The 614-nt window shown below is 53.3% G+C and carries 6 tRNA genes and 1 rRNA gene; all 7 read right to left on the reverse strand.

Annotation, left to right across the window (positions count from 1 at the left end):
- Nucleotide 1 precedes the first annotated feature (1 nt).
- A tRNA-Val gene (locus D3Z33_RS16460) sits at nt 2-77 on the reverse strand.
- A gap of 17 nt (nt 78-94) precedes the next feature.
- Nucleotides 95-169, reverse strand: a tRNA-Glu gene (locus tag D3Z33_RS16465).
- Between the two features lie 15 nt (nt 170-184).
- Nucleotides 185-261, reverse strand: a tRNA-Met gene (locus tag D3Z33_RS16470).
- A gap of 4 nt (nt 262-265) precedes the next feature.
- Nucleotides 266-342: transfer RNA gene (locus D3Z33_RS16475), tRNA-Met, on the reverse strand.
- 16 nt (nt 343-358) lie between these two features.
- Nucleotides 359-448: transfer RNA gene (locus D3Z33_RS16480), tRNA-Leu, on the reverse strand.
- A gap of 5 nt (nt 449-453) precedes the next feature.
- Nucleotides 454-528, reverse strand: a tRNA-Asn gene (locus D3Z33_RS16485).
- Between the two features lie 5 nt (nt 529-533).
- A 5S ribosomal RNA gene (rrf, locus tag D3Z33_RS17240) occupies nt 534-614 on the reverse strand; the annotation flags it as partial.

Consider the following 614-nt stretch of genomic DNA (forward strand, 5'->3'; position numbering starts at 1 on the left):
ATGGTGGGCACAACAGGGCTCGAACCTGTGACCCCCTGCTTGTAAGGCAGGTGCTCTCCCAACTGAGCTATGCGCCCGAAATAACAAAATATTATGGTGACCCTACCGGGACTCGAACCCGGGTTACCGCCGTGAAAGGGCGGTGTCTTAACCGCTTGACCATAGGGCCTAATACATATTTAAATGGTAGCGGCGAGTGGATTCGAACCACCGACTCTACGGGTATGAACCGTATGCTCTAGCCAACTGAGCTACACCGCCATAATGGTTGCGGGGGCCGGATTTGAACCAACGACCTCCGGGTTATGAGCCCGACGAGCTACCAGACTGCTCTACCCCGCGATGAAATTTTGTGTATTGGTGCCGGAGATCGGAATCGAACCGATACGATCGTATGAGGATCGCAGGATTTTAAGTCCTGTGCGTCTGCCTGTTCCGCCACTCCGGCCAATATGGCTCTCAGGGTGGGACTCGAACCCACAGCCTACCGGTTAACAGCCGGTTGCTCCACCATTGAGCTACCTAAGAATAAAAACTAGCAACGTCCTACTATCCCAAGGCGTTACCACCTAAGTACCATCAGCGCTGAAGGGCTTAACTTCTGTGTTCGAGAT

The organism is Senegalia massiliensis, from assembly GCF_009911265.1.
GTDB lineage: Bacteria > Bacillota > Clostridia > Tissierellales > SIT17 > Anaeromonas > Anaeromonas massiliensis_A.